The sequence below is a fragment of the Streptomyces sp. NPDC042346 genome, from assembly GCF_055581845.1.
Map to the genome: position 1 here is coordinate 314603 of NZ_JBVJEH010000006.1, position 25533 is coordinate 340135.

The 25533-nt window shown below is 71.7% G+C and carries 23 protein-coding genes and 1 tRNA gene; 11 read left to right on the forward strand and 13 right to left on the reverse strand.

The window, feature by feature from the left end; all coding sequences use genetic code 11:
• The first annotated feature begins 88 nt into the window (after positions 1–88).
• Positions 89–1081: a magnesium/cobalt transporter CorA gene (corA, locus tag ACZ6K0_RS25305; protein ID WP_469234690.1), complete on the forward strand. Its 993-nt coding sequence runs from the start codon at positions 89–91 to the stop codon at positions 1079–1081.
• A 34-nt stretch (positions 1082–1115) separates the two neighbouring features.
• Here the strand turns inward: corA and ACZ6K0_RS25310 are convergent, their stop codons facing one another.
• Together ACZ6K0_RS25310 and ACZ6K0_RS25315 are read right to left on the reverse strand one after the other, a co-directional pair.
• A complete protein-coding gene (locus ACZ6K0_RS25310) occupies positions 1116–1901 on the reverse strand; it encodes a ferritin-like domain-containing protein (protein WP_376407528.1) in 786 nt (261 codons plus the stop codon).
• A 233-nt stretch (positions 1902–2134) separates the two neighbouring features.
• Entirely contained in the window at positions 2135–3184 is a 1050-nt protein-coding gene (locus ACZ6K0_RS25315; RefSeq protein ID WP_469234548.1) for an LLM class F420-dependent oxidoreductase, read from the reverse strand.
• A 129-nt stretch (positions 3185–3313) separates the two neighbouring features.
• Between ACZ6K0_RS25315 and ACZ6K0_RS25320 the strand changes: the two genes are divergently transcribed.
• A complete protein-coding gene (locus tag ACZ6K0_RS25320) occupies positions 3314–4291 on the forward strand; it encodes an aldo/keto reductase (protein WP_376407524.1) in 978 nt (325 codons plus the stop codon).
• Positions 4288–6549 carry a helix-hairpin-helix domain-containing protein gene (locus ACZ6K0_RS25325; protein WP_469234545.1) on the forward strand — a complete coding sequence of 754 codons (2262 nt, stop codon included), beginning with the start codon at positions 4288–4290 and terminating at the stop codon, positions 6547–6549. Before ACZ6K0_RS25320 ends, ACZ6K0_RS25325 begins: the two co-directional genes overlap by 4 nt.
• Positions 6550–6612: 63 nt before the next feature.
• Here the strand turns inward: ACZ6K0_RS25325 and ACZ6K0_RS25330 are convergent, their stop codons facing one another.
• Entirely contained in the window at positions 6613–7302 is a 690-nt protein-coding gene (locus ACZ6K0_RS25330) for a hypothetical protein (protein WP_469234543.1), read from the reverse strand.
• Positions 7303–7349: 47 nt separating this feature from the next.
• On the opposite strand from ACZ6K0_RS25330, the gene ACZ6K0_RS25335 reads away from it, so the two are divergent.
• Positions 7350–7538 (forward strand): DUF5703 family protein, encoded by a 189-nt coding sequence (locus ACZ6K0_RS25335; RefSeq protein WP_376407519.1) that lies wholly within the window; start codon positions 7350–7352, stop codon positions 7536–7538.
• A gap of 55 nt (positions 7539–7593) precedes the next feature.
• Here the strand turns inward: ACZ6K0_RS25335 and ACZ6K0_RS25340 are convergent, their stop codons facing one another.
• The 3 genes from ACZ6K0_RS25340 to ACZ6K0_RS25350 all read right to left on the reverse strand — a co-directional run bounded on the left by ACZ6K0_RS25340 (position 7594) and on the right by ACZ6K0_RS25350 (position 10315).
• A complete protein-coding gene (locus ACZ6K0_RS25340; RefSeq protein ID WP_469234541.1) occupies positions 7594–8472 on the reverse strand; it encodes a chaplin in 879 nt (292 codons plus the stop codon).
• A gap of 155 nt (positions 8473–8627) precedes the next feature.
• The gene (gene chpH / locus ACZ6K0_RS25345) at positions 8628–8861 is read right to left on the reverse strand and encodes a chaplin ChpH (RefSeq protein ID WP_015032475.1); all 234 of its coding nucleotides are present in this window, start codon (positions 8859–8861) and stop codon (positions 8628–8630) included.
• 128 nt (positions 8862–8989) lie between these two features.
• Entirely contained in the window at positions 8990–10315 is a 1326-nt protein-coding gene (locus ACZ6K0_RS25350; RefSeq protein ID WP_376407515.1) for a M20/M25/M40 family metallo-hydrolase, read from the reverse strand.
• 210 nt (positions 10316–10525) lie between these two features.
• Between ACZ6K0_RS25350 and ACZ6K0_RS25355 the strand changes: the two genes are divergently transcribed.
• Both ACZ6K0_RS25355 and ACZ6K0_RS25360 read left to right on the forward strand, forming a co-directional pair.
• Positions 10526–10613 (forward strand) — tRNA-Leu (locus ACZ6K0_RS25355).
• Between the two features lie 70 nt (positions 10614–10683).
• Positions 10684–11610 (forward strand): pseudouridine synthase, encoded by a 927-nt coding sequence (locus ACZ6K0_RS25360; RefSeq protein WP_469234539.1) that lies wholly within the window; start codon positions 10684–10686, stop codon positions 11608–11610.
• Here ACZ6K0_RS25360 and ACZ6K0_RS25365 read toward each other — a convergent pair.
• From ACZ6K0_RS25365 to ACZ6K0_RS25380, 4 genes are all read right to left on the reverse strand, one after another.
• A complete protein-coding gene (locus ACZ6K0_RS25365) occupies positions 11594–12223 on the reverse strand; it encodes an MBL fold metallo-hydrolase (RefSeq protein WP_469234537.1) in 630 nt (209 codons plus the stop codon). The two genes, ACZ6K0_RS25360 and ACZ6K0_RS25365, sit on opposite strands and share 17 nt — an antisense overlap.
• Positions 12223–13308, reverse strand: a complete 1086-nt coding sequence (locus tag ACZ6K0_RS25370; protein ID WP_376407503.1) for an S-(hydroxymethyl)mycothiol dehydrogenase — start codon at positions 13306–13308, stop codon at positions 12223–12225. Before ACZ6K0_RS25370 ends, ACZ6K0_RS25365 begins: the two co-directional genes overlap by 1 nt.
• Positions 13309–13431: 123 nt before the next feature.
• Positions 13432–14892 carry an amino acid permease gene (locus tag ACZ6K0_RS25375; protein ID WP_376407501.1) on the reverse strand — a complete coding sequence of 487 codons (1461 nt, stop codon included), beginning with the start codon at positions 14890–14892 and terminating at the stop codon, positions 13432–13434.
• A 253-nt stretch (positions 14893–15145) separates the two neighbouring features.
• Positions 15146–15847 (reverse strand): FadR/GntR family transcriptional regulator, encoded by a 702-nt coding sequence (locus tag ACZ6K0_RS25380; RefSeq protein ID WP_376407499.1) that lies wholly within the window; start codon positions 15845–15847, stop codon positions 15146–15148.
• Between the two features lie 147 nt (positions 15848–15994).
• Between ACZ6K0_RS25380 and ACZ6K0_RS25385 the strand changes: the two genes are divergently transcribed.
• The 3 genes from ACZ6K0_RS25385 (at position 15995) to ACZ6K0_RS25395 (ending at position 18506) form a co-directional block, all read left to right on the forward strand.
• Entirely contained in the window at positions 15995–16522 is a 528-nt protein-coding gene (locus ACZ6K0_RS25385) for a gluconokinase (RefSeq protein WP_469234535.1), read from the forward strand.
• Positions 16523–16624: 102 nt separating this feature from the next.
• Positions 16625–18022: a GntP family permease gene (locus ACZ6K0_RS25390; protein ID WP_469234533.1), complete on the forward strand. Its 1398-nt coding sequence runs from the start codon at positions 16625–16627 to the stop codon at positions 18020–18022.
• A gap of 52 nt (positions 18023–18074) precedes the next feature.
• Positions 18075–18506: an ASCH domain-containing protein gene (locus tag ACZ6K0_RS25395; protein WP_469234531.1), complete on the forward strand. Its 432-nt coding sequence runs from the start codon at positions 18075–18077 to the stop codon at positions 18504–18506.
• Here ACZ6K0_RS25395 and ACZ6K0_RS25400 read toward each other — a convergent pair.
• Genes ACZ6K0_RS25400 through ACZ6K0_RS25410 form a run of 3 tightly spaced genes read right to left on the reverse strand, consistent with a single transcriptional unit; the run spans position 18494 to position 23969 of the window.
• The gene (locus ACZ6K0_RS25400) at positions 18494–21865 is read right to left on the reverse strand and encodes an NACHT domain-containing protein (RefSeq protein WP_469234528.1); all 3372 of its coding nucleotides are present in this window, start codon (positions 21863–21865) and stop codon (positions 18494–18496) included. The genes ACZ6K0_RS25395 and ACZ6K0_RS25400 overlap by 13 nt on opposite strands.
• Complete coding sequence (locus ACZ6K0_RS25405; RefSeq protein WP_469234526.1) at positions 21862–22281, reverse strand: hypothetical protein; 420 nt, start codon at positions 22279–22281, stop codon at positions 21862–21864. The genes ACZ6K0_RS25400 and ACZ6K0_RS25405 overlap by 4 nt, the downstream gene beginning before the upstream one ends.
• Positions 22282–22313: 32 nt before the next feature.
• Positions 22314–23969, reverse strand: a complete 1656-nt coding sequence (locus tag ACZ6K0_RS25410) for an FAD-binding dehydrogenase (RefSeq protein WP_376407487.1) — start codon at positions 23967–23969, stop codon at positions 22314–22316.
• Between the two features lie 105 nt (positions 23970–24074).
• On the opposite strand from ACZ6K0_RS25410, the gene ACZ6K0_RS25415 reads away from it, so the two are divergent.
• Entirely contained in the window at positions 24075–24707 is a 633-nt protein-coding gene (locus ACZ6K0_RS25415; RefSeq protein WP_469234524.1) for a TetR/AcrR family transcriptional regulator, read from the forward strand.
• 61 nt (positions 24708–24768) lie between these two features.
• Positions 24769–25533, forward strand: a complete 765-nt coding sequence (locus ACZ6K0_RS25420; protein WP_376407483.1) for a glucose 1-dehydrogenase — start codon at positions 24769–24771, stop codon at positions 25531–25533.

Sequence of the window (25533 nt, forward strand, 5' to 3'; positions counted from 1 at the left end):
CGGCCAGCCTAGGTCCACGCGCGCGTGGATGGCGGGGAGAGGGTGGTGCGGGCACGCGCGCGTGCGTGGTCGGGGACGGCGGGGGAGAATACGGCGCGTGATCGTCGACTCAGCCATCTACCGGGACGGGCGCCGGACCCCCGGGCCCGCCGACCTGTCCGACGCGCTGGACGAGGCACGGGCGACGGGGGACGCCTTTCTCTGGGTGGGACTGCACGAGCCGTCGGAGGCCGAGTTCGCCCATGTCGCCTCGGAGTTCGCGCTGCACCCGCTGGCCGTCGAGGACGCCCTGAAGGCCCATCAGCGGCCCAAGCTGGAGGTCTACGACGACTCGCTGTTCGTGGTGCTCAAGCCGGTCGTCTACGAGCCGGAGAGCGACCGGGTCTCCTCCGGCGAGCTGATGCTGTTCGTCGGCGACTCCTTCGTCGTGACGGTCCGGCACGGCGAGGGAGCCGCGCTGGCGGCGGTGCGCACCCGGCTGGAGGCGGAGCCGGCGGTGCTGAGGCACGGGCCGACGGCGGTGCTGTACGCGGTGAGCGACGCGGTCGTGGACCACTACCTCGACGTGGCGGGCGAGCTCCAGGTGGACCTGGAGGAGCTGGAGGCGGACGTGTTCGCGCCGACCGGCGGCACCGCGTCGAACACCGCGGAGCGGATCTACACCGCGAAGCGGCAGGTCCTGGAGTTCCGGCGGGCGAGCGGCCCGCTGGCGGGGCCGCTCGCCCGGCTGACGGCCGGTTCGGTGCCGTTCGTCCACGAGCACGCCCAGCCCTTCTTCCGCGACGTCAACGACCATCTGCTGCGCTCCAACGAGCAGGTGGAGGGGCTCGACCGGCTGCTGTCCGACGTGCTCTCGGCCCATCTCGCGCAGATGGGCGTGCGGCAGAACGACGACATGCGGAAGATCTCGGCGTGGGCCGCCATGGCCGCGGTCCCCACGATGATCGCGGGGATCTACGGCATGAACTTCGACCACATGCCCGAGCTGAGTTGGACCTGGTCGTACCCGGCGCTGATCGCCGTGATGGCGGGGATCGTCGCCGGTCTGTACCGGCAGTTCAAGCGGCGCGGCTGGCTGTGAGGCCGGCTCGGCGCCCGCGGTGAGCCCCGCGCCCTCAGAAGGCGGGGGCGGGGGTCACGGGCCCGCCGAGGGCGTCGCGCCGCTCGGGCATCCGCAGGTCGACCATCTTGTGCCAGCCGGCGGCTCGCTCGTACGCGTACATGCCGCGGATCCCGGCGACGAGGACGGCCGCCTTGGGCTTGGGCCAGCGCAGGATGCGGCCCATGTGGCCCATGACGGCGAGGCTGACGTCGCGGTAGACCTGGATCTCGGCGAGCGCGGACTCGCGCAGGGTGCGCTGGATGAGCCGGCCGTGGCCCTCGCGGGCCAGCCGGAGCAGCTCCTCGTGGCAGTAGGCGAGGTGGTTCGCCTCGTCGTTGTCGATCATGTGGATGGCCTTGCCCAGTTCGGGATGGTCCCCGAAGTACGTGACGAGCATGTCCATCTGGTCGGCGGCCCGCTGCTCGGTGACCCGGCTGTGCGCGAGGTAGACGATGATGTCCGCCTCGGTCAGCGGCTCGTCGCGGCGCAGCTTGTCGTGGGCGAGGCCGATCCCGCGCTGTTCGAGCAGCGCCGTGTAATCGGCCTCGGGCGGCACGGGGACGGGTTCGAGGCCGCGCTTCTTCATCAGGGCGTTGAAGATCCGGCCGTGCTTGTCCTCGTCGGCGCCGTGCCGGGTGATCTTGGGCGCGAGCCCGCGCATGCCGGGCGCGACGAGGGCCGCGATCCGCGCGTTCTCCCAGCCGCCCTGGGACTCGCCGCTGGCGGCGATGGAGCAGAAGAGCCGGAAGGACTCGTCGTCGTCGATGATTTCCTGGAACAGGCTCTTGGCCGTGAGCATCGCCGCCACCTCCGTGCGTAACCGCACTTCGTCGCCCCCGGAACAACGAGTCAAATGCGGTCCGGGGCGAAGGGCAACAGGAGGGCCGGACGACTCGGCCGAAAGAGTGAGACCCGGAGGCGTAACCGAGGGGCGCCGTGGAGCGTTGTGCTGCGTGACGGCCGTGGCGGGGAAGACCCCCGAGCCCCCACCACGGCCGCAGACCACTCCCCCTCCACGACGCCCTGCGGGGGTTACGCGAGTCCCGCGTGCTCCATCGCCTCGACGCCTGCCCGCAGGGCCGCCAGCCGCTCGTCGAGCGTGAACCCGGCCGGGGCGAGGGTGAGGGTGGTGACCCCGGCCTCCGCGTAGCCCGTCATCCGCTCGGCGATCCGCTCGACGGAGCCGAGCAGGGTCGTCTGGTCGATCAGGCTGTGGGGCACGGCGGCCGCGGCGCCCGCCTTGTCGCCGGCCAGGTACTTGTCCTGGATCTCGGCGGCCTCCTTCTCGTAGCCCATGCGCTGCGCGAGCTGGTTGTAGAAGTTCTGCTTGCGGCTGCCCATGCCGCCGACGTACAGCGCGGTGTACGGCCGGAAGACGTCGGCGAGCGCGCCGACGTCCTCGCCGAGGGCGAGCGGCAGGGTCGGACAGACGTCGAAGCCGTCCATGGTCAGCCCGGCCTTCTCGCGGCCCGCGCGCAGGTGCCGGAGCGCGGTCTCCTCCAGGTGCTCGGCGGAGGGGAAGATCAGCAGCGCGCCGTCGGCGATCTCGCCGGTCTGCTCCAGGTTCTTGGGGCCGATGGCGGCGATGTAGAGCGGGATGTGCTCGCGCTGCGGGTGGACGGTGAGCTTGATGGGCTTGCCGGGCCCGTCGGGCAGCGGCAGCGTCCAGTGCTCGCCCTCGTAGCTGAGGCGCTCGCGGGACATCGCGCGGCGGACGATCTCGACGTACTCGCGGGTCCTGGCCAGCGGCTTGTCGAACTTCACGCCGTACCAGCCCTCGGAGACCTGGGGGCCGGAGACGCCCAGGCCGAGGCGGAACCGGCCGCCGGTGAGCGAGTCGAGGGTGGCGGCGGTCATCGCCGTCATCGCGGGCTGGCGCGCCGGGATCTGCATGATCGCGGAGCCGACGTCGATCCGTTCCGTCTTCGCCGCTACCCAGGCGAGGACCGTGGGGGCGTCCGACCCGTAGGCCTCGGCGGCCCAGCACACGTCGTAGCCGAGGCGGTCCGCCTCCTGGGCGACGGCGAGGTTGTCGCCGTCCATTCCGGCGCCCCAGTAGCCGAGGTTGATGCCGAGCCGCATTCCACACACCCCTTACCCATCGGTAACGTCCCTGTGGGCCGGACTCTAGCGCGCGGTTCCGCCATCCGTCAGGGGCCGGTTGTCCACAGGCTCTCTCCGCGTGGTGCCCTGGCCAGTAATCTCGCGGCCATGGAGCAGAGGCATCTCGGACGTACCGGCCTGCGCGTGTCGCGCATCGGACTGGGCACGCTCACCTGGGGGCGGGACACCGACGAGCACGACGCCGCCGAGCAGTTGAAGGTGTTCTGGGACGCGGGCGGCACGCTCGTGGACACCGCCGACGTGTACGGCGGGGGCGAAGCGGAGTATCTGCTCGGGCGGCTGATGGAGCGCCTGGTGCCCCGGCAGGACCTCGTCCTGTCGACCAAGGCGGGCAGCGTGGCGGACCTCGACCGGCGCACCGACGGCTCGCGCGGGCATCTGCTCGCCGCACTCGACGCCTCCCTCGCGCGGCTCGGCACCGACCACGTGGACCTGTGGCAGCTGCACGCCTTCGACCCGTGCACGCCCCTTGACGAGTCCCTCCAGGCACTCGACATCGCCGTAAGGAGCGGGCGGGCGCGGTACGCGGGCGTGGCGAACTTCTGCGGCTGGCAGCTGGCCAAGGCGGGCACCTGGCAGCTCGGCGGAGACCGGACCCGGCTCGCGGGCGCGCAGCTGGAGTACTCGCTGCTCCAGCGGGGCGTAGAGCGCGAGGTGCTGCCCGCCGCCCTGGACCTCGGCATAGGTCTGCTGCCCTCGTCGCCCCTCGGCCGCGGGGTCCTGACGGGCAAGTACCGCAGCGGCACCCCCACGGACTCGCGGGGCGCGTCGGAGACGATGGCGCCCTTCGTCGAGCCGTACCTGGACGAGGCGGCGAGCCGGATCGTCGACGCGGTCGCGACCGCCGCCGACGGGCTCGCCACGACCCCGCTGGAGGTGGCGCTCGCCTGGGTCCGCGACCGGCCGGGAGTGACCGCGCCGATCGTCGGCGCGCGCACGGCGCGGCAGCTCACGGCCGCGTTGTCGGTGGAGAGCCTTAGTCTTCCTGACGAGATCTGCCGGGCGCTGGACGATGTGTCGGCGCCCGTGCACCGCTATCCGGATCACGACTGGAGCACCCTGTGACCGAGCCTGCCGGGGAGACCGCGCCCGAGGCACCCGAGGCCGTGGAACCCGAGGCCCCCGAGGCCGTGGAGCCTGCGGAGGAGCCCTCCGAGGAGCCCGCCGAGGACGTACGAGAGGGCGCCGAAGCCGACGAGGCCTCCGACAACGACGAGGGCACCGACGCCTCCGCCGTCTCCGAGGCCTCTGAGGCTTCCGAGGCTTCTGACGCCTCCGAGGCTTCCGAAGCGGAGACGGACGGCGTCAAGGCCGAGGCCGCTCAGGGTTCCGACACGCCCGAGCTGAGCGACGCGCAGGCCGAGCTCGCCGCGCAGCGCGAGCTCCGGGCCCGGATCGAGGCCCGGAAGGCCGAGAAGGAGGGGCCCGTCGCGAGCGGCGCCAAGCTGAGCGGCACGGCGGCCGACCTCCTCGCGGCGGTCCGGGCCGTCGAGGGCGGCGCGGCCGCGGGCAGCGCGTTCTACGAGGCACCGGAGCCCGCGCCCCGGCGCCCCGCGCCCGAGGCCGCCCCCGCCGTGACCGTGCGGCCCCCCGTCCAGGACGCGGCGCCGGTTCCGGCGCCCGGCACCACGGCGGCCGTGCGGGAGGTACTGGCCCAGGGCGGCGCGCCCGAGACGCTGGCCGGGCAGGTCGCCGCCGCGCTCGGCGAGGGCGCCGCAGGGGCACTGCGCGAGGACCCCTGGCAGCTGCTCGCCGTGCCCGGGGTACGACCGGAGCAGGCGGACGGTTTCGCGCGGGCGCTGCTCGGCGGCGCCTGCGGACCCGACGACCCGCGCCGGACCGTCGCCCTCACCGTCTGGGTCCTTGAGCAGGCCGCGCTCCAGGGACACACCGCGCTGGAGCTCCAGACCGTGCGCGCCGGACTCGCCCGGCACACGGTGCCGGATCCGGACAAGGCGATCGAGACGGCGGTCTCCGAAGCGGCCGTCCTCGTCTTCCAGGAGGAGACGGCGGAGGAGCCCGGCACGGACGAGGACGAGCACGACGACGCGGCCGAGGCGGCGGAGGCGGAGGCCGCCGGGGAGCCGGCCACGCCCGTCCTGCTCGGGCTCGACCGGTACGCGCTGGCGGAGGAGAGCCTCGCCGACGGTCTCGCGCGGATCGTCAGGACGGCCACTGCCGGCACCTGGGAGGGCACCGAGCTGGAGCGCGCCGCCGGGGAGCACGGACTCGTCCTGCACACGGGCGGCGAGGCGGCCCGCGCCGAACCGGGCGCGCTGGTCGCGGCGGCCCGCGAGCGGGGCCTGCGCGCGCTGCTCGCGGTCCACGCGGAGGACGGGCGGCGGGCGCTCGGCGACGCCGGGGCGGACGCGGTGACGGTGGCCGCGCTGCTCTCCGGGACCGCCGGTCCCGGCCGTGACGAGGACGGCGCGTTCGCCCTGGACCTGCTGGCCGTCCTGGACGCTCCGCAGCTCGACGTGGAGACGGCCGCGATGCTCGTGGAGTCGCTGCCGGACGGCTGCCGGCTGGTGCTGAGCGGCGACCCCGAGGTCCTGGGGGCGCCGGGCGCGGGCCGGGTCTTCGCCGACGCGCTCGCCGCCCGGGTGTGCCCGCGGATCGCCTCGCGCGTGCCCGACCCGGGGCCGCTCGGCGAGCTCGTGTCGGGCATCGGCGTCGGTGAGCTGAACCAGGTCGAGGCGCCCGGCAAGGAGGTCGTGATCGTCCCCGTGCGGGACGCCGGCGAGGCCGTGCACCGTACCGTCCAGCTCGTGGCCGACTCGGTGCCCCGGGCGATCGGTGTGCCGTCCGAGCAGACCCAGGTGGTCACGGTCGGCCACGGCGGCTCTGCGGGTACGCGCGCGCTGAACGCGGCCCTCAAGCAGCGGCTCAACCCCGGCCCCGGCCGCTTCGGCGGCTACGACCCCGGGGACCGGGTGGCGTACGCGCCCGTGCCGGGGCGGACGGTGACGGGGACGGTCCTGTCGGCCGACGCCGAGGGCCTGCGACTGCGGTGCGGGGACGAGGCCTTGCTCGTACCGAAGGAGCGCGTGGAGTCGGCGCTGCGGCACGGCTGGGCGCTCACCGCGCACCAGGCTGCCGGGGCGCGCTGGCCCGCGGTGGTCGTGGTGCTGCCCGGGGACGCCGCGGCGGGCCTGAGCCGCGCGTGGGTGTACACGGCCTTCGGCCGGGCGGAGCGCCATCTGTCGGTCGTGCACGGCGTGGACCAGGCGCTGGCCCGCGCGGTGGCCGAGGGGGTCGCCCCGGAGCGCACGACGCGGCTGCGGCCGCTCCTGGAGGGCCTCCTCGCCACGCCCGAGGAGTAGGACCGGGAGAAAGCGGCGGAGGGCCGGAACACCCTTGTGGTGTCCCGGCCCTCCGCCGTCTCCTCAGGAGCCGACGGCCACGGGCCCGTCCCCGGCGACCTCGTCGTCGTCCTCGTCCTCGTGCTCGTGCTCGTCGTCCTGCTCGTCGAAGACGGAGCTCACGTCGAAGCGACAGATGATCCGCTCCGGATCGGCGTGCTCGAAGGGGGCGTTGAGCCACTCCCCCGGTTCCGGAAGCTCCTCGGCCGCGGTGACCCAGAGCGTGGAGTCGCCCTCCTCCAGGCCGAACTCCTTGTGCCGGGAGGCGATCTCGTCGGGCTCGTACTCGCCGAAGAGCACCCCGAGCGCGGCGAGCGGGGAGACGCCGGCCTTGCCCGCCGCCCCGGTCGTGTCCTCCTCGCCGTCGAGCTCGGCGACGCGCCGCGCCTGGGCGAGCAGGCGCTGCGGTTCCGCCACGGCGTAGTCGCGGCGGATCAGGAGGCTGAGGGCATGAGGTTCGTCAGGTCCGGCGTAGGGCGGCAGGGCGCCGTCCGCTCCGGGGATCTCGAAGGGGGTGACCTCGTCGTAGCGGTCGTAGAGGAGTTCGTCGTACTCCTCGGCGGCCGCGGCCAGGGCGTTGAAGGCCTCGTAGACGGCCGTGTCGTCGTCCCCCGTGCGGCGTTCGACCGCCGCGAGGTGACGGTCCAGTGCGGCTTTGACCGCCTCGGCGGCGGCACGTACCTCGGCAGCGGTGGGCTGCGCAGCATCAGACATGGGACGCACGCTATCCGTAGCAGGCCCGTGCCCGCACAATAGATGCGATGCCGGAATACGAATTTGTCGACGTGTACGTGCCGCGCGGTGTCTCCCGCAAGGAGGCGACGCGGCTGTTGACCGACCATGCCGAGTACGGACACTGGGAGTTGGAGCGCCTGAGCCTGCACCGGGACGGGAGCCGCAGAGTACGGCTGAAGCGGCGGATCATCCGCCAGATCCGGGCGACCTGGTAGGACGACGAGAAGGGGCCCCGCCGTGTGCGGGGCCCCCGTGCGTGGTGCGGTGGGATCAGGCCGCGCTGCGGGAGCGGCGGTAGATCAGCGCACCGGCGAGCAGCAGACCCGCGCCCGCGGGAACGATCACGCCGAGCGGGCCGGAGCCGGTCTCGGCGAGCTCCTCGACGGCACGCGGCTGCGTGAGGCCGTGGGTGTCGGGCGTGTTCGCACCGGGAGTGTGCGGGCCGCCCTCGCTTCCCGGAGTGCCGGGGGTACCGGGGTTACCGGGCGTGCCCGGAGTACCGGGGTTGCCAGGAGTCCCAGGGTTACCCGGGTTGCCGGGATTGCCCGGATTCCCAGGAGTCCCAGGGTTACCCGGGTTGCCGGGATTGCCCGGATTCCCAGGGTTACCAGGGTTGCCGGGGTTACCGGGGTTACCCGGATTCCCAGGGTTGCCGGGGTTGCCCGGATTACCAGGATTCCCAGGGTTGCCCGGATTCCCGGGGTTGCCCGGGTGCGTCGGCTCGATGCCGTTGCCGCAGTCGTTGCCCGCGGCGGCGTTGCCCAGGCCGATGCCCGTGACGCTGTTGCCGCACACGTTCACCGGGACGTCGACCGGCACCTGCACGGTGTTGCCGGAGCCCACGCCGGGAGAGTTGCTCGTGTGCCCGCCGGCGGAGGAACCGCCGCCCGGCTTGCCGGGCTTGGAGGTGTTGGCGCATTTGTTGCCCATCGCCGGATTCAGCAGTCCGACGACGTTGACGGTGTTCCCGCAGGCGTTCACCGGTACGTGTACCGGGACCTGGACGGAGTTTCCGGACGCTACGCCCGGGGAATTCGTTGCCGTACCGCTCGCGCCGGAATCGGCGTGCGCGTAACCGCCACCGACGGCGGCGAAAACGCCGCCCGCGGCCGCGACGGTGATGAGACCTTTGCGCGTGACCTGTCGCATAGCTTGTTCCCTGCCTTTTCGGCTCTCGCCTGCTCGGCTTCGAAAGAGCGCCACCGGGTGGAGAACCCGGGGCGGAAATAGCCACCGGCCCCGGAGTGCATGGCACGCACTCCGGGGCCGGACCGGCTCACACCCTCACGGGGCGAGGCACAACGTCAGGCGTTGACGCAGGTGTTGCCGAAGGCGGGGTTCAGCAGGCCGATCACGGAGACCGTGTTGCCGCACACGTTCACCGGGACGTGAACGGGAACCTGGACGACGTTGCCCGAGAGCACGCCGGGGGAACCGATGGCGGCACCCTGAGCGCCCGCGTCGGCAACGGCCATGCCCGCACCCGCGAGAACGAGACCGCCAGTGGCAGCCGCAGCAGCGACGACCTTCTTGATCATTATTCCTCCTAGTTGCCAATGCGATCCCAGCCGCGGACCGCACCACCTGTAACGAGGGGGAATGGAGGGGGCTACGAGCCCCCGAGTGCATTCACTCTTTCCGGTCACATGCGAAAGGGTGGGCGAATTCAGCAGGCGTCGAGGAAACGGTCCAGGACGCGGACGCCGAACTTCAGGCCGTCGACCGGCACGCGCTCGTCGACGCCGTGGAACATGCCGGCGAAGTCGAGCTCCGGCGGCAGCTGGAGCGGCGCGAAGCCGAAGCAGCGGATGCCGAGGTCGTCGAAGGACTTGGCGTCGGTGCCGCCGGACAGCATGTACGGCACGGCGCGGGCGATCGGGTCCTCGGCGCGCAGCGCCAGCTGCATGGCGTCGACCAGGGCTCCGTCGAAGCTGGTCTCCAGAGCCTTGTCGCCGTGCACGTCCTCGCGCTTCACCTTGGGACCGAGGATCCGGTCGAGGTCGGCCAGGAACTCCTGCTCGTACCCGGGCAGGAAGCGGCCGTCGACGTGCGCCGTGGCCTGGCCGGGGATGACGTTCACCTTGTAGCCGGCGCCGAGCATCGTCGGGGCGGCCGAGTTGCGCAGGGTGGCGCCGACCATCTTGGCGATGCCGCCGAGCTTGGCGAGGGTGCCGTCCATGTCCTCGGGGTCGAGCGGGGTGCCCAGCGCGTCCGAGAGCTCGTCGAGGAAGGACCGTACGGTCTTGGTCACCCTGACCGGCCACTGGTGGCGGCCGAGACGGCCGACGGCCTCGCAGAGCTCCGTGATCGCGTTGTCGTCGTTGGTCATCGAGCCGTGGCCGGCCGTGCCCTCGACGGTCAGCCGCATCCAGTGCATGCCCTTCTGGGCCGTCTCGACCAGGTAGAGCCGCAGGTTCTCGTTGACGGTGAAGGAGAAGCCGCCGACCTCGCCGATCGCCTCCGTGACCCCGTCGAAGAGACCACGGTGCTTGTCGACCAGGTGCCGGGCGCCGTACGTGCCGCCGGCCTCCTCGTCGGCGAGGAACGCGAGGACGATGTCGCGCGGGGGCTTGCGGCCGCTGCGCATCCGGTCGCGGACGACCGCGAGGGTCATCGCGTCCATGTCCTTCATGTCGACGGCGCCGCGGCCCCAGACGCAGCCGTCGGCGATCTCCCCCGAGAAGGGGTGATGGGTCCAGTCCTCGGCGTTGGCCGGGACGACGTCGGTGTGGCCGTGGATGAGCAGGGCCGGGCGGGACGGGTCCTCGCCCTCGATCCGGGCGACGGTGGAGGCCCGCCCCTTGTGCGACTCGATGATCTTCGGCTCGAGTCCGACCTCCGCGAGCTTCTCGGCGACGTACTCGGCCGCCGCCCGCTCGCCCGGGCCGGAGTGGTCGCCGTAGTTGCTGGTGTCGATGCGGATGAGGTCGCGGCAGAGGTCCACGACCTCGTCCTCGCCGGTGATGCCCTTCGCCCTGTTCGACTCGCTCACTCTGCTTCCTCCCACTACGTGCCCCACGTGGTTCCTGGTGATCTCCCCCCATCCTCCCGCGTGGCCCCCTCGCCGCCCAAGGGCGACGGTCGGCCGACATGCCGCCGTCACACGACGGAGGCCGAAAGGGGGTGGTGATCGACCCCCTCGAATGTTTGCTATTGTTTTCCACGTCGGAAGGGCCGAGCGGCCCGGAAGACAAGACACCTTGTCCGGGTGGCGGAATGGCAGACGCGCTAGCTTGAGGTGCTAGTGCCCTTTATCGGGCGTGGGGGTTCAAGTCCCCCCTCGGACACCACACGGAGTCCCGGTCGAGTTCATCTCGACCGGGACTTCTTGCATGGGTACGCGCGGCACGAGGCGGAGCGGTGAGACGGAGAGCGAAGGCGCCGGCCGCGCCGCTCCCCCAGCGGGACGGGATCGATCCCGTGCGGGTGCGGCTGCCGGAGGATCCGGGCGGCGCGTGGGCGACGGTGCGGGAGCATCTGGTCGACCGGTACGCGGCGGCCGTCGGGGCCGGGCGGGTCGAGGAGATGCTGCGGCAGGGCCGGTTCGTCGGGGTCGACGGGCCGGTGACCGGGGACGAGCCGTACACCGTGGGGCGGTATCTCTGGTTCCACCGGGACTTTCCGGCCGAGGTGCCGGTTCCGTTCGAGATCGGGATCGTGTACCGGGACGAGCGGATCCTCGTCGTGGACAAGCCGCACTTCCTGGCGACCATGCCCCGGGGACGGCACGTGACCCAGACCGCGATGGCCCGGTTGCGGCGGGAGCTGGAGCTGCCTCGACTGCAGCCCGCGCACCGGCTGGACCGGCTGACCGGGGGGCTCGTGCTGTTCGTCGTACGGGAGGAGGACCGGGGCGCGTACCAGACGCTGTTCCGGGACCGGCTCGTACACAAGGAGTACGAGGCGGTGGCGCCGTACGACCCTGCCGTGGAGCTGCCGGTGACCGTGCGGAGCCGGATCGAGAAGGAGCGCGGGGTGATGGCCGCGCGGGAGGTGCCGGGCGAGCCGAACAGCGAGAGCCGGATCGAGCTCCTCCGGCATGCGGGAGGGCTCGGCCGGTACCGGCTCGTGCCCGTCACCGGGCGGACGCATCAGCTGCGGGTGCACATGAACGCGCTCGGGCTGCCGATCCTGCACGATCCGGTCTATCCCGTCGTCCGTGAGGACGGGTCGGAGGACTTCTCGCGGCCGCTTCAGCTGCTGGCGCGGACGCTGGAGTTCACCGACCCGTTCACGGGGGATGTCAGGCGTTTCGAGAGCCGGCTGGCTCTCAGTGGCCTCGGTTGATCCACTCCTGGAGGTGCGGGGCCTCGGCGCCGATCGTCGTCGGGTCGCCGTGGCCCGTGCGGACGGTCGTCTCCGGAGGCAGGGTGAGGAGCTTCTCGCGGATCGAGTCGACGATCGTCGGGAAGTCCGAGAAGGACCGGCCCGTCGCGCCGGGGCCGCCCTGGAAGAGGGTGTCGCCCGTGAAGACCGTGCCGAGCTCGGGGGCGTAGAGGCTCACCGCGCCGGGGGCGTGGCCGGGGGTGTGGAGGACCGTGAGGTCCGTGCCGGCGATCGTGAGGACCTGGCCGTCGGCGAGTTCGCCGTCGGGGGTGTGGTCGGCGTGGGTCTGCTTCCACAGCGGCTGGTCGGCGGGGTGGAGCAGGATGCGGGCGCCGGTGGCGGCCGCGAGCGCCGGGGCCGCGTCGACGTGGTCGTTGTGGGCGTGGGTGCAGACGATGGCGCGCAGGGCGCGGCCGTCGAGGGCGGCGAGGATGGCCTCGGCGTCGTGGGCGGCGTCGATGACGATCGCCTCGGTGTCGTCGCCGACGATCCAGACGTTGTTGTCGACGTCCCAGGTGCCGCCGTCGAGGCTGAAGGTGCCGGAGGTGACGAGGTGGTCGATGCGGGCGGCCATCAGAGGACCACCACCGAGCGGAGGACGTCGCCCTCGTGCATGCGGGCGAAGGCCTTCTCGACGTCGCCGAGGCCGATGGTCTCGGTGACGAAGGCGGCGAGGTCGATGCGGCCCTGCTGGTGCAGGTCGATCAGCATCGGGAAGTCGCGGGAGGGCAGACAGTCCCCGTACCAGGAGGACTTGAGGGCGCCGCCGCGGCCGAAGACGTCGAGGAGGGGGAGCTCCAGCTTCATCTCGGGGGTGGGGACGCCGACGAGGACGACGGTGCCGGCGAGGTCGCGGGCGTAGAAGGCCTGCTTGTACGTCTCGGGGCGGCCGACGGCCTCGATGACGACGTCGGCGCCGAAGCCGCCGGTGTGCTCGCGGATCGCCTCGACGGCGTCTGTGGAGCGGGAGTTGACGGTGTGGGTCGCGCCCATCGTCTTCGCCGTCTCCAGCTTCCGGTCGTCGATGTCGACGGCGATGATCTTCGCGGCGCCGGCGAGGCGGGCGCCGACGATGGCCGCGTCGCCGACGCCGCCGCAGCCGATGACGGCGACGGTGTCGCCGCGGCCGACGTTCCCGGTGTTGATGGCGGCGCCGATGCCCGCCATGACGCCGCAGCCGAGGAGGCCCGCGACCTCCGGGGCGACGGCGGGGTCGACCTTGGTGCACTGCCCCGCGGCGACGAGGGTCTTCTCGGCGAAGGCGCCGATGCCCAGCGCCGGCGAGAGCTCCGTACCGTCGAGGAGGGTCATGCGCTGCTTGGCGTTGTGGGTGGCGAAGCAGTACCACGGGCGGCCTCGCCGGCAGGCGCGGCACTGACCGCACACCGCGCGCCAGTTGAGGATCACGTAGTCGCCGGGCGCGACGTCGGTGACGCCCTCGCCGACCGACTCGACGATTCCGGCGGCCTCGTGGCCGAGCAGGAAGGGGAACTCGTCGTTGATCGCGCCCTGCTTGTAGTGGAGATCGGTGTGGCAGACACCGCAGGCCTGGATCTTCACGACGGCCTCGCCGGGGCCGGGATCGGGGATCACGATCGTCTCGACCCGTACCGGTTCGTTCCTGCCGGGGGCGATGACCCCCTGGACGTGCTGCGGCATCGCGAACTTCCCTTCCTCCGACCGGATCTTGTAAGGCTCTTGCGTACCACTATCTCCTGACAAATAGCGAGTCCCCCGCAGGCGGTGCCTGTGGGGGACTCGCCGGCTCCCGTGGGGGGAGTCTCAGTGCCCGTGCGTCGCGGCCGTCGTGCGGACCCGGCGGCGGACCAGGAACCAGCCGCCGACGAGGGCGGCGGCGATGAGCGGCAGACAGGCGACGGTGGTGCGGCCGACGCCGCCGTCCATCCACATGAGGACGAGGACGGAGGCGAGGAAGCCCAGGGTCACGATCTGGGTGTACGGGGCCCAGGGCAGGTTGTAGCCGGGGCGGGTCAGCTTGCCCTGCTGGGCGTTGCGCCAGAAGAGCAGCGAGCAGACCATGATCATGGCCCAGGTGCCGATGATGCCGATCGAGGCGAAGTTGAGGACCAGCTCGAAGGCCTCGCCGGGCATGACGTAGTTGAGGGCGACGCCGAGGACGCCGAAGCCCGCGGTGAGCAGGATGCCGCCGTAGGGGACACCGCCCTTGTTCATGACACCGGTGAACTTGGGCGCGGAACCGGCGAGCGACATGGAGCGCAGGATGCGGCCGGTGGAGTAGAGGCCGGAGTTGAGGCTGGAGAGGGCGGCGGTGAGGACGACGAGGTTCATCACGCCGGCGGCGCCGGGGATGCCCAGCTTGTCGAAGACGGTGACGAAGGGGCTCTGGTCGCCGGTGTACGCGGTGTACGGGAGGATCAGCGCGAGCAGGACGACGGAGCCGACGTAGAAGAGGCCCACGCGCCACATGATCGAGTTGATCGCCTTCGGCATGATCTTCTCGGGGTTCTCGGTCTCGCCGGCGGCGACGCCGCACAGCTCGACGGAGGCGTAGGCGAAGACGACGCCCTGGATGAGCAGGAGCATCGGCATCATGCCGTTCGGGAAGATGCCGCCGTTGTCGGTGATGTTGCCGAGGCCCGGGGTGTGGCCGCCGACGTCGTGCGAGGTCACGACGAGGAAGATGCCGATCAGCATGAAGGCGACGAGCGCGCCGACCTTGATGATCGCGAACCAGAACTCCATCTCGCCGAAGTACTTCACGGAGATGAGGTTGGCGGCGAGGACGACCGCGAGGGCGATCAGGGCGAGGACCCACTGCGGGACGTCGCTGAACATCGCCCAGAAGTGCGCGTAGGTCGCGGCGGCGGTGATGTCGGCGACGGCGGTGGTCGACCAGTTGAGGAAGTACAGCCAGCCGGCCGTGTAGGCGCCCTTCTCGCCCATGAACTCACGGGCGTAGGAGACGAAGGCGCCGGACGAGGGGCGGTAGAGCACCAGCTCGCCGAGGGCCCGCACCACGAAGAAGGCGAAGACGCCGCAGACGGCGTAGGCGATGAAGAGGGAGGGTCCCGCCTGGGACATCCGGCCGCCGGCGCCGAGGAAGAGGCCGGTGCCGATGGCGCCGCCGATGGCGATCATGTTGATGTGCCGGGACTTGAGGTCCTTGCGGTATCCGGCGTCGCCTGCGTCGACGTGGGGGGTTGCGGCCGGGCTCGCCTGAACGGCGGACAGCGGCTCGGCCGCGGTGACGCGGTCACTCATGGAGTTGTTCGCCTTCGTGAGGGGGCAGTGCGGTACCCGGCCGTGCCTCCTGGGGGTTCTCCCCGGCACGGCCAGCGCACATCCTCACGGCAAGGAGCGCCCACTGACTGTGGCGCATGTCACTGAACGCCCATATTTGAGCTAGTTCAGAGCTTGACGGCGCTCGTGGTGCTTCACCTCGTGATGCTTTCGCCTCGCGGCGCTTGTGCCTCGTGGTGCTTGTGCCTCGTGGTGCTTGTGCCTCGTGGTGCTTCTACGGGGCGAGGACGTCCAGCTCCTGGAGGGCGCCGACCGCGATCTGGCGGGTGAGCTCCTCGGCGCGGGGCGCGTCCCGCTCCCGTACGGCCTCGGCGACCTGGACATGGAGGGTGACGGCGGCCGGGTCGGGGTCCTCGAACATCACCTGGTGGTGGGTGCGGCCGGTGAGGACCTCGGCGACGACGTCGCCGAGGCGGGCGAACATCTCGTTCCCCGAGGCGTTGAGGACGACCCGGTGGAAGGCGATGTCGTGGACGAGGTACTCCTCCAGGCGCCGGCCGCGCGAGGTGGCGACCATGCCGAGGGCCTGTTCGGTGAGCTCACGACACTGCTCGGGGGTGGCGTGGAGCGCGGCCAGACCGGCGGCGACGGGCTCGACGGCCGAGCGGAGCACGGTGAGGGAGCGGAGCTGGCGGGGGCGGTCGGCGCCGGCGAGCCGCCAGCGGATGACCTGGGGGTCGTAGACGTTCCAGCTCGCGGTGGGGAGCACGGTCACGCCGACGCGGCGGCGGGACTCGACGAGGTGCATGGACTCCAGGACGCGCACGACCTCGCGGACCACCGTCCGGGAGACGTCGAAGCGCTGGGCGAGCTCGTCGGTGCGCAGCACAGTGCCCGGCGGGTACTCCCCCGCGGTGATCGCGAGACCCAGGGTGGCGAGGACGTGCGAATGAAGCCCCTGGGCCGGTGTCGTCATGGTGGCCAGCCTATGCGGGTGGGCGTGGATGATCACGCCGGGAATTAAAAGTACTACTTTTATGTCACAGCCTCTTGAATACGTCGTACCCAATGGGTTTCATGGGCGCGACGGATCGATGTCGAAGAAGACAGCGAGGCACCACCCATGAGCACCACCCCCCAGCCCGGCACAAGGACAGTCGTCGTCGTGATGGGCGTCGCCGGGACCGGCAAGACCACGATCGGTCCGCTGGTCGCCGAGGCGCTGGCCCTCCCCTACGCGGAGGGCGACGACTTCCACCCGGCGGCCAACGTCGCCAAGATGTCGGCCGGCACCCCCCTGGACGACACCGACCGCGAACCGTGGCTCGACGCCATCGGGGCGTGGGCGCACGACCGGGCCGGGCTCGGTGGCGTGGTCAGCAGTTCCGCGCTGAAGCGGGCGTACCGGGACCGGCTGCGTGCCGCGGCGCCCGGCGTCGTCTTCCTCCACCTGACCGGCGACCGGGAGCTCATCGAGGGGCGGATGGCCGCGCGCAAGGGGCACTTCATGCCGACGGCGCTCCTCGACTCCCAGTTCGGCACCCTGCAGCCCTTGCAGGACGACGAGGCCGGTGTCGCCGTCGACGTCACCGGCACCCCCGAGGAGATCGCCGCCCGGGCCGTCGCCGCGCTGCGCCGGCTCACCAGCTGATCCGCGACACAGCTCCCGACACCGCTCGCGACATCGCCTCCGGCATCGCTTCCGAATCCGCCCCCGACACCGCCCCCCGGCCCTGACCTCCAAGGACCCAGCGTGACCAGTCTCAGCGTCGAGATCCTGGCAGCGGACGCCGCCGAACCCATCACCTCGGCAGGCAACGCCCAGCTCGGTATCGCCGTGCTCGCAGGCATCGCCCTCATCGTCCTGCTCATCACCAAGTTCAAGCTGCACGCGTTCCTGGCGCTGACCATCGGGTCGCTCGCGCTCGGCGCGTTCGCGGGTGCGCCGCTCGCCGACACCATCAAGTCCTTCACCACCGGCCTCGGCAACACCGTCGCCGGCGTGGGCGTGCTGATCGCGCTCGGCGCGATCCTCGGCAAGCTCCTCGCCGACTCGGGCGGCGCCGACCAGATCGTCGACACGATCCTGGCCAGGACGAGCGGCCGGGCCATGCCCTGGGCGATGGTCCTCATCGCCTCCGTGATCGGCCTGCCGCTCTTCTTCGAGGTCGGCATCGTGCTGCTGATCCCGGTCGTGCTGCTCGTCGCCAAGCGCGGCAACTACTCCCTGATGCGGATCGGCATCCCGGCCCTCGCCGGCCTCTCCGTGATGCACGGCCTGATCCCGCCGCACCCGGGCCCGCTCGTCGCGATCGACGCGCTCGGCGCCAACCTCGGCGTCACGCTCGCCCTCGGTCTCGTCGTCGCCGTCCCGACCGTGATCATCGCCGGACCGCTGTTCTCCCGGTACGCCGCCCGCTGGGTCGACATCAAGGCCCCCGAGAACATGATCCCGGTCCGCCCCTCCGAGGACCTGGAGAAGCGCCCCGGCTTCGGCGCCACTGTGGCGACCGTCCTGCTACCCGTCGTCCTGATGCTGGTCAAGGCGCTCGTCGACATCGTCGTCGACGACCCGGACAACGGCGTGCAGAAGGTCACCGACGTCATCGGCTCGCCGCTCATCGCGCTGCTCGCCGCCGTCATAGTCGGCATGTTCACCCTGGGCCGGGCGGCCGGCTTCACCAAGGAGCGGATCTCCTCGACCGTCGAGAAGTCCCTCGCCCCGATCGCGGGCGTGCTGCTGATCGTCGGCGCGGGCGGCGGCTTCAAGCAGACCCTCATCGACATCGGCGTCGGCCAGATGATCCTGGACTTCTCCAAGAGCTGGTCCATCCCTGCGCTGCTGCTCGCCTGGCTGATCGCGGTCGCGATCCGGCTCGCGACCGGTTCCGCGACGGTGGCGACGATCTCGGCGGCGGGGCTCGTGGCTCCGCTGGCGGAGGGCATGTCGACGAGCGAGACGGCGCTGCTCGTGCTCGCGATCGGTGCGGGGTCGCTCTTCTTCAGCCACGTGAACGACGCCGGGTTCTGGCTCGTGAAGGAGTACTTCGGCATGACCGTCGGCCAGACGATCAAGACCTGGTCGGTGATGGAGACGATCATCTCGGTCGTGGGCATCGTGGTCGTGCTGCTGCTGTCGCTGGTGTTGTAGCCCCGGGCGAAATCGGCCGTACGGGCCGGTCGTGGCTGACAGACTGTCGGCCATGACCGGCCCTCACGCGCTCAAGCCCTTCCTGCTCGCCTACCCCGGCCCCCTCCGGGACCAGCTCGTCGCGGCGGTGCTGGCCGGCGAGAAGGTCTCCACGACGGGCCTCCTCGTGGAATGGCAGATCGAGAACGAGGAACTTCCGGAGGTGGGCGAGCGCTCGGCCCTCATCGACTCGGACGGCCGCGAGGTCGCGGTCGTGGAGGTGACGGAGGTCCGGGTCCTGCCGCTCGGCGAGATCGACCTCCAGCACGCCCTGGACGAGGGCGAGGGGTATCTCTCGGTACCGGAATGGCGGTCGGCCCACGAGCGCTTCTGGCACAGCGCGGAGATGCGGGAGGGGCTGGGCGACCCCGGGTTCCTGGTGGACGACGGGACGATGGTGGTGGCGGAGCGATTCCGGGTGGTGGAGTCGCTTCAGGTGGGGTGAGGGGCGAGGACGGTCAGGAGGCGTTCGGCGAGGGCGCGGATCTCGGGGGCGTCGTCCACGGCGGCCTCCCGGAGGAGCGGGATGAGCCCGGGGTCGTCGCGGCGGATGTCGGCGATGAACCGGAGGGCTGCGACCCGTACGCCCGGGTCGGGGTCCTCGTCGAAGCGGTTCCGGGCGAGGTCCCCCACCTCCGGCGTACCGCCGCATCGGTCGACGAGCCGACGGAGTGCCGTGATCCGTACGGCGGGGCTCTCGTCACCGGCGGCGAGGTCGAAAACGGTGCGGACCGCGTCGGCGTCGTCGGCGTGCTTCGTCAGCAGGCGGTGGATCGCCCGGGCCCTGACCGGCCCGGCGGGATGGTTCCGTGCCTGCTCGATGGCGAGCTCCCGCGCCTCGTCGACGTCCAAGTCCGCCAGTCTGCCGAGGGCGTAGATCTGGAAGGCCTGGCTCGGGTCGTTCCGTACCCGAGCCAGAAGGACGTCCCGCACCGTCGCGTCGTCCCCCTCATTCCGTACCAAGAGACTCAGCGCCGTATCCCGGACGCCATCGTTCTCGTCGTGCACGAGGCGATCGGAGAGCAGGGCGGAGTGGCTGCCGTCCCCCGCTTCCACGAGACACCGCAGCGCGGCCTTCCTGACTGTGGGGTCCTCGTGGCCGGTGAGGTCGTGGAGGAGCCCGTGGGTACGGGGGTCGTCCGATCCGATCGACCGGACGACGGTGATCGCCGCGGCCACGACCTGGGCGTCCCCGTCGTTCCTCAGCCGGTCCTGCACGAGTACACGGACGTCCGGGTCGTCGCCCGCGGTCTCCTCCACGGCGGACAGGGCTCCGAGACGCATCTGGGGATCGGCGTCCCGCAGACCGGCCTCGATCAGCGCCGTACGCCTGCTGCCCTCGGAATGAACGATGAGACGGTACAGGGCGCCCTTACGAACGCCGGAGTCCGTGTCGTTCAGGGCTTGTTCGAGCGCCGCGCGAACCTCGCGGTCGGCGGGCCGCTCACGAGGCAGGCAACCCAGCGCCGTCAGGCGCACGTTCGCGTCGGTGTCGCGGCTCAGCCGTTCGAGCGCGAGGCGCTTCGACAGACCGGGAGCCGCGCCGAAGTCGTTCCTCAGGACTCGCAGGATCGTCGATCGCGCCACGGGGTTCTCGTCCTCTCGCAGGCATCGCTCGATCGAGTCCAGTGCCTCCGGAGCACTGTCCGCGTGGCGCTGGAGCAGCCGGGCCGCGGCGATCCTCACCACGACGCTGCCGCTCGTGACGGCCGATGCCGCGATGCGCAGGGCCGCCGGCGGCTCCTCCGCGGCCCAGAGGGACGCGAGGACGTCCACGGCGAGCTGCTCGGTGGAGTTGACCGACATGATTCCGCCGTCATGCCTCTCGTCGCGGCTCCATCGTTCGTGCCACCGCGGGAACTCGTCCCGGCCCGCCCAGGTGTCGCCGAGCGCCAGCAGCGCCGGCCCGAGGGACGCGATGGTCTCGTACGGGTTGAAGAAGCTCACGCCCAGCCGCGTGGCGACCTCGAAGAGCCTGATCACCTCTCTCACCATCGCCGTGCTCTGGGGCGCGAGTACGCCCGGTCGGCGGACCTCTCCCAGGCAGCGGGCCACGAACGCGACCTCGACGAACGCCGTGTCGTCGAATCCGCTCGTCTGGGCGGCGGGCGCGCGCCGTGCCAGGAGCCGGTCGATCACGCCCGCCACGAAGCGTTCGTCGAGCGAGCCCACTAGCAGGAGTAGGGTCTCGTGCCAGGTCGGGTCGTGGACCTTCGTCGCGAAGAGGTTCTGGAGGTCTTCCTCCGACAGGGCCCGCTGGTGGTTGAAGCGGTGGGCCAGGTCCGTCGCCGTGAGGTATTCCAGGAACGTGCGGTGGACGAAGCCGTAGATCTCGCCGCCGAAGCGGCTGAGGATGAAGTTGCGGTGGCGGAACTGGTCCAGCATCACGCGGGCCGCGGTGGCCGCGCGGTCCGGGGGCAGGGCGTAGCGGTCCTGGAGGTACTCCTCGAAGCTCTGGAGGAGGTCGGGGCCCGCGATGTGGTTGCCGGAGATGCCTCCGTGGCCCTCCTGCATCTGGCGGGCGATGAGGCGGAGGAGTTCGCGTTTGTCCTCGGCCGCCAGGTACGGGAGGTGTTCCTCGACCTGGCGGTCCTTGAGGTACTTGCTCGGGTCCCAGTGCTCGACCAGGACGTCGACGGCGTGCTCGTACACCGTGCGCCGGTCGCGCGGGAGTTCACGGCGGCGGCCGATGATCGCGAGGATCGTGAGGATGAGCGGATTGCCGGCGAGTTCGCGTACGGAGGTGGAGGCGTCCACGGCCGTGGTGACGCGTTCGACCAGTTTTCGGGTCTGGTCGGGGTCGTCCCGGCACGAGATCGCGAACCACTGGCCCGCGAAGGCACCGGTCTGGTCCCGGTCGAGGTCCTGGAGCATGAAGTTGCCGAAGCCCGCGCCGTCGAGGACGGCCCGCTGGTAGCCGTACTCGCGTGAGGTGACGACGATGCGGGCCCGGGGGTGGCGGGCGGCGAAGCCCGCGATGCGGCGGCTGACCGCGTCCCTGAAGTCCTTCTCGAAGAGTTCGTCGAGACCGTCGAAGATCACGAGGGAGGTGTACGGGCCTGCGCCGTCGAGGGTGGCCGCCAGCACCTCGGGCGGCAGTCCGAGCCCTTCCGTCGTGTACTGGTGCGCGAGGTACGCCTCGAAGGTGCTCTCGCGCCACGCCGCCTGCGCATACTCCCGGAGTTCGACGATCAGCGGCAGCCTGCCGTGCAGCGCTTCCAGGCCCTGCTGCGGTTCGGGGGCCGTGAGGGCCAGGGTCAGATAGCGGGCCAGGGTCGACTTGCCCGCGCCCGGGTGGCCGAGGATGACGACGCGGTCGTGTTCCGGGGCGGTCAGGACGTCGAGGACGTCCTGCGGCGGGCGCTCCTGGTAGGCGCGGCGGACGCGTTCGACCGTTTCCCGGTCGATGCCGGGCGGCAGGTCCAGGAGCTCCGCCTCGGCCGGGTCCATCAGGCGGCGCAGGAGTTCCTGGGGCAGTTCGACGGGTGGCGGGTCGGCCCGTACGGACTGGGGGACGAAGACGTCGCGGAGGTGGACGGCGGGGTGCTCGCCCTGTTCCCGGAGGGGGGTGAGGACTTCGAGGTCCAGACGGCCGTAGCGCTGACGGACGCGGGTCGCGTACTGCGCTCGGGCCGTCTCGATCTCCGGCGGCCCCGGTTGAGTCGGCAGCCGCCCGCCGGCCGAGATGACGGTGACGTCTCCCCCGACGTGGCTGATGAGCGTGACGTCGCCCCCGGCCGTCGCACCCGACGCCGACTGAGCCGCCGGCCCGGACGGCTTCCCGCGCCCGAAGAACCACCTCACGGCGTCGGCCTCGGCGGCTCGATGCGGACCGAGCCGTCCACCCCGTCGATCTGGTGCACGTCCCCCGCCGCACGGGCGCCGTGGGCCGACTGGGTGGAGCCGCTCCCCTGGCCCTCCGCCGGTGGGGTGGCGGGCGGGGTGCTCCCCGTGGCGCCGCCTCCCGTGATGACCACGTCCCCCGTGACGTTCCGGATCTGGTGCAGGGCGCCGCCCGTCACCGCGTGGTCCGCCGACTGGGTGGTGCCGCGGGTGGCGAAGCCCGCCAGGGCCAGGGCGAAGCCCGCCACCGTGAAGAAGAGGCTGAGGACACTGCTCCACTTGTCGGCCTCGTCCAGGCCCTGGAGGACGAGGAAGGCCGCCAGGCCGCCGAGGGCCGTGATTCCGCCAATGACAGTGCACAGTAAGCGTTTTGTCACTCCGTCATCTTGCCCCGGCGGCGGGCCCGTCGTCAGCCGACCGCTTGTGCCGCCGCCCTTCCCGCCGCCCGTCCCGAGAAGATGCAGCCGCCGAGGAACGTGCCTTCGAGGGAGCGGTAGCCGTGGACTCCGCCGCCGCCGAAGCCGGCCGCCTCGCCCGCCGCGTACACGCCCTCCAGGGGTTCGCCGCTCTCCGTCAGGACGCGGGAGGAGAGGTCCGTCTCCAGGCCGCCGAGGGACTTGCGCGTGAGGATGTTGAGGCGGACGGCGATCAGGGGGCCGGCCTTGGGGTCGAGGATGCGGTGCGGGGCGGCCGTACGGATGAGCTTGTCGCCGAGGTACTTGCGGGCGCCGCGGATCGCCGTGACCTGGAGGTCCTTCGTGAAGGGGTTGGCGATCTCGCGGTCGCGGGCGGTGATCTCCCGGCGGAGGGCGTCCTCGTCGATGAGCGGCTCGTCGGTGAGGGCGTTCATGCCGCGGACGAGGGCGGAGAGGTCGTTCTCGACGACGAAGTCGGCGCCCTTGTCCATGAAGGCCTGGACGGGTCCCGGGACGTCGGCGCGGGCTCGGCCGATGACGTCACGGATCGACTTGCCGGTGAGGTCGGGGTTCTGTTCGGAGCCGGAGAGGGCGAACTCCTTGCCGATGATCCGCTTGTCGAGGACGAACCAGGTGTGGTCGTGGCCGGTCCGCATGATGTGTTCGAGGGTGCCGAGGGTGTCGAAGCCGGGGAAGAGGGGGACGGGCAGCCGCTTGCCGGTCGCGTCCAGCCAGAGGGAGGACGGTCCGGGCAGGATGCGGATGCCGTGCCGGGCCCAGATCGGGTTCCAGTTCTCGATGCCCTCGGTGTAGTGCCACATCCGGTCGCGGTTGATGTGGTGGGCGCCGGCCTTCTCGGCGACGCCGAGCATGAGGCCGTCGACGTGGGCGGGGACGCCGGAGAGCATCCTGGCGGGCGGGGTGCCGAGGCGGGCGGGCCACTGTTCGCGGACGAGGTCGTGGTTGCCGCCGATGCCGCCGGAGGTGACGATCACGGCCTGGGCGCGGAGCTCGAAGGTGCCGGTGGCCTCGCGGGTGCTGGCCGTGCCCCGGGCGGCGGTGGAGGGTTCCAGGATCTCGCCGGTGACGGTGTCGACCGCGCCGGCGGTGCGGCCGAGCGCGGTGACGCGGTGGCGGAAGCGGAGCTGGACGAGGCCGCGGGCGACGCCCTCGCGGACCCGCTGCTCGAAGGGGGCGACGAGGCCGGGGCCCGTGCCCCAGGTGATGTGGAAGCGGGGTACGGAGTTGCCGTGGCCGTTGGCGTCGTAGCCGCCGCGCTCGGCCCAGCCGACGACCGGGAAGAACCGCACGCCGCGCGCGTGGAGCCAGGAGCGCTTCTCGCCGGCGGCGAAGTCCACGTACGCCTCGGCCCACTTCCTCGGCCAGTGGTCCTCGGACCGGTCGAAGCCGGCGGTGCCGAACCAGTCCTGGAGGGCGAGGGCGTGGCTGTCCTTGACGCGCATCCGGCGCTGCTCGGGCGAGTCGACGAGGAAGAGGCCGCCGAAGGACCAGTGGGCCTGGCCGCCGAGGGACTGCTCGGGTTCCTGGTCGAGGAGGATCACGGTGCGGCCGGCTTCGACCAGCTCGGCGGTGGCGACGAGCCCGGCGAGGCCGGCCCCGATCACGATCACATCAGCGTCGTAGGACATGGATCGCATCTTGGATACACGGATGTATCGAGTCAACCGTTTCGCCGCTCCCGTCTCCCGTCCCCGCCCTTTCCGTTTTCTAATGTCGAGCATTAATATGCTCGTATGGCGAGGACGTCGGGACCCGAGACCCGGGACAAACTGATCCGCGCGGCGGAGGAGCTCTTCGCCGCCCGAGGCGTCGACGGCGCGCAGCTGCGGGACGTCGTGGCCCTGGCCGGGCAGGCGAACCCCTCCGCGGTGCAGTACCACTTCGGCTCGCGCGGCGGGCTGCTCGACGCGGTCATGGCCGGCCGCCAGGCCCGTACGCGCCAGGTGCTCGCGCCGCTGCTCGACGCGGCCGGCGACGACGACCTGAAGGGCCTCGTCGCCGCCCTCGTCACCGCCGAGGCGAGCGAGCTGCGCACCGACAGGGGCCGCCGCTGCCTGCGGATCTCCGCGCAGCTCAGCCACGAGAGCGGGATCCGCACCCGTACCCCGCACCCCACGCTCGACGGCACCGTCTACTGGCAGCTCATCGAGCGGATGGCGGACGGGCTCGCCGCCTCCGGGCTGCCCGAGCCCCTGCTCCTGGAGCGCCTCGACCTGGCGCTGACCGTGGTGGGCGCGGCCATGGCCGACCGGGCCCGGCAGTACCTCGACGGCACCGAGCCCCTCACGGGCGAGGCGCTCTTCCTCGCCGATCTGGTCGAGACGACCACCGCGCTTCTCCGGGCCGCACAGCCCCGGAGCGTCTGAACAGCGACAGCGACAGCAACCGCGACAGCAACGCACTCGCAGACCCCGAAGGGATCCCCTCATGAACGACCTCACCGGCAAGACCGTGCTCATCACCGGCGGCGCTCGCGGCCTGGGCGCCGAGGCCGCCCGGCAGGCCGTGGCCGCCGGCGCCAACGTCGTCGTCACCGACGTCCTGGACGAGGACGGCAAGGCGACCGCCGAAGCGCTCGGCGACCGGGCGCGCTTCTTCCACCACGACGTGACCTCCGAGGAGGAGTGGGCGGCGGCCGTCGCGTTCGCCGTGGCGGAGTTCGGCGGGCTGCACGGCCTGGTGAACAACGCGGGCATCTCCACCGGCGCCTTCCTGGAGACCGAGTCCGTCGAGCACTTCCGCAGGGTCCTCGACATCAACCTGACCGGTGTCTTCATCGGCATGAAGGCCGCCATCCCCGCGATGAAGGAGGCGGGCGGCGGTTCGATCGTCAACATCTCCTCGGCCGCCGGCCTGATGGGCCTGGCCCTGACCGCGGGCTACGGCGCCTCCAAGTGGGGCGTCCGCGGGCTGACGAAGATCGGCGCGGTGGAGCTCGGCACGGCGAAGATCCGCGTCAACTCCGTCCACCCCGGCATGACGTACACCCCGATGACGGCCTCGGTCGGCATCGAGCGCGGCGAGGGCAAGTACCCGAACACGCCGATGGGCCGGGTCGGCGAGGCCGACGAGATCGCGGGCGCCGTCGTCTTCCTGCTGTCGGACTCCGCCTCGTACGTGACGGGCGCGGAGCTGGCGGTGGACGGCGGCTGGACCACCGGTCCGACGGTCAAGTACGTCATGGGGCAGTGA

Excerpts from the sequence above, each read along its gene's own strand:
- ACZ6K0_RS25310 (WP_376407528.1), bottom strand. The coding sequence starts at position 1,901 with ATGCTCACGGCCAAGAGCCTGTTCCAGGAAATCATCGACGACGACGAG.
- ACZ6K0_RS25315 (WP_469234548.1), bottom strand. The coding sequence starts at position 3,184 with ATGCGGCTCGGCATCAACCTCGGCTACTGGGGCGCCGGAATGGACGGC.
- ACZ6K0_RS25320 (WP_376407524.1), top strand. The coding sequence starts at position 3,314 with ATGGAGCAGAGGCATCTCGGACGTACCGGCCTGCGCGTGTCGCGCATC.
- ACZ6K0_RS25330 (WP_469234543.1), bottom strand. The coding sequence starts at position 7,302 with ATGTCTGATGCTGCGCAGCCCACCGCTGCCGAGGTACGTGCCGCCGCC.
- ACZ6K0_RS25335 (WP_376407519.1), top strand. The coding sequence starts at position 7,350 with ATGCCGGAATACGAATTTGTCGACGTGTACGTGCCGCGCGGTGTCTCC.
- ACZ6K0_RS25340 (WP_469234541.1), bottom strand. The coding sequence starts at position 8,472 with ATGCGACAGGTCACGCGCAAAGGTCTCATCACCGTCGCGGCCGCGGGC.
- chpH (WP_015032475.1), bottom strand. The coding sequence starts at position 8,861 with ATGATCAAGAAGGTCGTCGCTGCTGCGGCTGCCACTGGCGGTCTCGTT.
- ACZ6K0_RS25365 (WP_469234537.1), bottom strand. The coding sequence starts at position 12,223 with ATGGCCGCCCGCATCGACCACCTCGTCACCTCCGGCACCTTCAGCCTC.
- ACZ6K0_RS25370 (WP_376407503.1), bottom strand. The coding sequence starts at position 13,308 with ATGCCGCAGCACGTCCAGGGGGTCATCGCCCCCGGCAGGAACGAACCG.
- ACZ6K0_RS25375 (WP_376407501.1), bottom strand. The coding sequence starts at position 14,892 with ATGAGTGACCGCGTCACCGCGGCCGAGCCGCTGTCCGCCGTTCAGGCG.
- ACZ6K0_RS25380 (WP_376407499.1), bottom strand. The coding sequence starts at position 15,847 with ATGACGACACCGGCCCAGGGGCTTCATTCGCACGTCCTCGCCACCCTG.
- ACZ6K0_RS25385 (WP_469234535.1), top strand. The coding sequence starts at position 15,995 with ATGAGCACCACCCCCCAGCCCGGCACAAGGACAGTCGTCGTCGTGATG.
- ACZ6K0_RS25395 (WP_469234531.1), top strand. The coding sequence starts at position 18,075 with ATGACCGGCCCTCACGCGCTCAAGCCCTTCCTGCTCGCCTACCCCGGC.
- ACZ6K0_RS25410 (WP_376407487.1), bottom strand. The coding sequence starts at position 23,969 with ATGTCCTACGACGCTGATGTGATCGTGATCGGGGCCGGCCTCGCCGGG.
- ACZ6K0_RS25415 (WP_469234524.1), top strand. The coding sequence starts at position 24,075 with ATGGCGAGGACGTCGGGACCCGAGACCCGGGACAAACTGATCCGCGCG.
- ACZ6K0_RS25420 (WP_376407483.1), top strand. The coding sequence starts at position 24,769 with ATGAACGACCTCACCGGCAAGACCGTGCTCATCACCGGCGGCGCTCGC.